Origin of the sequence: uncultured Microbacterium sp. (assembly GCF_963521695.1) — a bacterium.
Classification (GTDB): domain Bacteria; phylum Actinomycetota; class Actinomycetes; order Actinomycetales; family Microbacteriaceae; genus Microbacterium.
On the sequence record NZ_CAUQWC010000297.1, the window covers coordinates 1 to 3,365 of the forward strand.

Here is a 3,365-nt window from a genome sequence, read left to right on the forward strand (position 1 = left end):
GGGTCGATGGGCAGCCGCGCGATCTCGCGGCCGATCTCGGTGAGGCGCGGGCCGCTCTCGTCCCGGCGGCTCGAGCGCTCGCGCGACGGGTCGCCGTCGCCGCGCACGTCACGCTCCCGCGATGACTCGGCACTGCCGCGCGCCCCCGGCGCCGGAAGCTTCACCGCGCCGAGCTCCACGAGCAGGTCGAACGCCGCCTTCACACCCCGCGAGTCGGGCGGGGTCAGGAACGGGAACGCCTGGATGTCGCCGAAGCCCAGCGACAGCATCTGCAGGATGACGGATGCCAGCGACGTCCGCAGGATCTCGGGTTCGGTGTACTCCGGGCGGCGCGTGAAGTCGTCTTCGGAGTAGAGCCGGATCGCGATACCGGGTGACGTGCGGCCGGCGCGCCCGGAGCGCTGCTGCGCCGACGCCTGCGAGACGGCCTCGATGGGCAGCCGCTGGATCTTCGATCGGTTGCTGTAGCGGGAGATGCGCGCGGTGCCGGTGTCGACGACGTACCGGATGCCGGGGACGGTGAGGCTCGTCTCGGCGACGTTGGTGGCGAGGATGACGCGGCGGCGGACGCCCGCCACGCTCGAGCGCTCGAAGACGCGGTGCTGCTCGGCGGCGGAGAGCCGGCCATAGAGAGGGAGCACCTCGGTGGGGGCGGCGTCCTTTTGGTACGCCCCGCGGATGGCGTCCGCGGCATCCCGGATCTCGGCCTCTCCGGGGAAGAAGACGAGCACGTCGCCCGCGGATTCCCGGTCGAGCTCGCGGAGGGCGGCGACGACGGCCCCGACTTCGTCGACGTCGTCGTCGGGGCGGCCGGCCTTCGGGGCGGGCCGTGCCGGAGTCCGGGTCTTCGGGGCCGCCGCCGGGGTGCCGGCATCCGGAGCCTCGTCGTCGGAGTCGTTCGGCGTCTGATCCGCGCCGTCGAGAGGCCGGTACCGGATCTCGACCGGATACGTACGCCCTGACACCTCGATCACCGGCGCGGGCACCGGTTCACCGCCGGGTTCGGTCGGCGGCGCAGCGAAGTGTCGCGCGAAGCTCTCGGGGTCGATCGTGGCCGAGGTGACGATGACCTTGAGGTCGGGGCGTTTCGGCAGGATGCGGCGCAGGTATCCGAGCAGGAAGTCGATGTTCAGCGAGCGCTCGTGCGCCTCGTCGACGATGATCGTGTCGTAGCGGCGCAGCAGCCGGTCGCGGTGGATCTCGTTGAGCAGGATGCCGTCGGTGACCAGCGCCACCCGGGTGTCGGCCGACACCTTGTCGGTGAAGCGCACTTTGTAGCCGACGGTGGAGCCCAGCGGCACCTTCATCTCGTCGGCGATGCGCTCGGCGATCGTGCGCGCGGCGATGCGGCGGGGCTGCGTGTGGGCGATGGAGGTGCGACCCAGCTCGAGGCAGATTTTCGGCAGCTGTGTGGTCTTACCCGAGCCGGTCGCGCCCGCGACGATCACGACCTGGTGGTCGCGGATGGCGCGCGCGATCTCCTCCCGCGCGGCGCTGACGGGCAGCTCGGGCGGGTAGACGATGACGGGTTCGACAGACACAGCCTTCCAGCATATCGCGGCCCCGCGCCCCGCGGCGCACTGTGTGGTCGCGCCCGGGGTGCATCGTGTCCTCGCGCCCGGGGGCGCATCGTGTCGTCGCGCCCGGGGGCGCATCGTGTCGTCGCGCCGCTGACCGCGCCGGAGTGCCCCCCGCCGGAGCGACCCACGCCGCCGAGACCCAAGACGCCGCGACCCACGCCGCCGAGACCCAAGACGCCGCGACCTACGCCGCCGCGACTCGCGCCGGGTCTCACGGCATCGACGCCTTCTGGGCCAGGATGCGGGTGACGGCGGCATCCACTTTCGCCGCGAACGCGGGGTCGGCCTGCGCGCGGGCGAGTACCGCCTGATGCATCTCGGGGTAGACCGACGGGTCGGCCGACACCAGCAGCAGGTCGACTCCCGCGTCGACGGCGAGGGTGGCGCGATCGGCCGGCGAGTAGCCTCCGACCTGATCGGCGGCGGAGAGGTCGTCGCAGGTCACGACGCCCTCGAACCCCGCACCGTCGCGGAGCACCCCGACGACGCGGGAAGAGAACGCTGCAGGGACGCCCGGGTCGATCAAGGCGTAGTCGGCCGTCGAGAGCATGACGACCGCCGGGCCCTGCGACAGGACGGTGCGGTAGACGCCGACGTCGGGTCCGTCGGGGGTGACCACCTCGTCGGTGACCCCGGTGGAGTAATCGGTGTTGTCGTCGACGTGACCGAGCCCCGGGAAGTGCTTGAAGGTCGGCAGCACGCCGCCGTCGCGCATCCCCGCCGCGAAGGCGCCCGACTTCGCGGCGACCGTCGCGCCGTCGTAGCCGTACTCGCGTGCCAGCTCGCCGATCGGCGGATTGGATGCCGCGAACTCCGGACTGGTGACGATGTCGGCGACGGGCGCGAGGTTCATGTTCACGCCCGCCGCGGCGAGCTGCGCGCCCCACGTCGACGCGTTCTCCCGCAGTTGCGCGTCGGGCTGCTGCGCCTGCTCGACGGCCGAGGGGATGCCGTCGAAGCCCGGTCCCGAGAGCACCTGCACCGTGCCGCCCTCCTGGTCTGTCGCGACCCACAGCTCGGAGTTGTCGGCGCCGGCCGCGGTGGTGAACTGCGACACGAGCCCTGCGATCGCCTGCGTTCCGGCATCCGATCGCCCGTGCAGGAAGATACCGCCGATGTGGTCGTCGGCCACGGCCGCGAGCGTGGTCGGGTCGGCCCCGTCGACCGAGGTTCCGACCATGAACATCTGGCCCACTCTGTCGGCGACGCTCATGCCCGCGAGCGGGTCGGGCGTCGGTGTGGGGGTCGGGGTGGGCGTGCGCGTCGGCGCAGGCGCGCTCGTCGCGGTCGGTGACACCGTGGGTGCCGCGGTGGGGGCGCAGGCGGTGAGGGTCAGCGCCGCGAGCAGCAGCAGGGCGGTCGGACGCGCGGGACTCTTCACCCTTCGATGGTCGCTCATGGGCCTGAACGATCGCGGCGCTTGACTCTGCCGCGGCGTCAACCGGCAGGGTGGATGCCATGAACGAATGGCCCATCGCCGACCTCGCCCGTGCGGCCGGGATCACCAGCCGTACGCTGCGGCACTACGACAGCGTGGGGTTGCTGCGTCCGGCGCGGGTCGCCGAGAACGGATACCGCTTCTACGGCGACGCGGAGGTCGCGCGGCTCTATCGCATCCTGTCGTTGCGTGCTCTCGACCTCCCGCTCCCCGACATCGCCCGGGCGCTGGGCGACGAGCAGTCGTTCGCCGACACGGTGCGTGCGCACCTCGCGGCGTTGGAACGCACGCGATCGGGCCTCGATCAGCGCATCACCGCGGTGCGCGACACCCTGACAGCCCTGGAG

3 protein-coding genes are annotated in these 3,365 nt (G+C 72.2%); 1 reads left to right on the plus strand and 2 read right to left on the minus strand.

Annotation, left to right across the window (positions count from 1 at the left end):
• Positions 1 to 1,541, minus strand: a 1,541-nt coding sequence (locus RWP81_RS15460) for a helicase-related protein (protein WP_314457597.1), incomplete at its 3' end; no start/stop codon positions are given.
• A 250-nt stretch (positions 1,542 to 1,791) separates the two neighbouring features.
• Positions 1,792 to 2,961, minus strand: a complete 1,170-nt coding sequence (locus RWP81_RS15465; protein ID WP_314457599.1) for a glycoside hydrolase family 3 N-terminal domain-containing protein — start codon at positions 2,959 to 2,961, stop codon at positions 1,792 to 1,794.
• A 77-nt stretch (positions 2,962 to 3,038) separates the two neighbouring features.
• Here RWP81_RS15465 and RWP81_RS15470 point away from each other — a divergent pair.
• Positions 3,039 to 3,365, plus strand: a 327-nt coding sequence (locus tag RWP81_RS15470; RefSeq protein ID WP_314457601.1) for a MerR family transcriptional regulator, incomplete at its 3' end; no start/stop codon positions are given.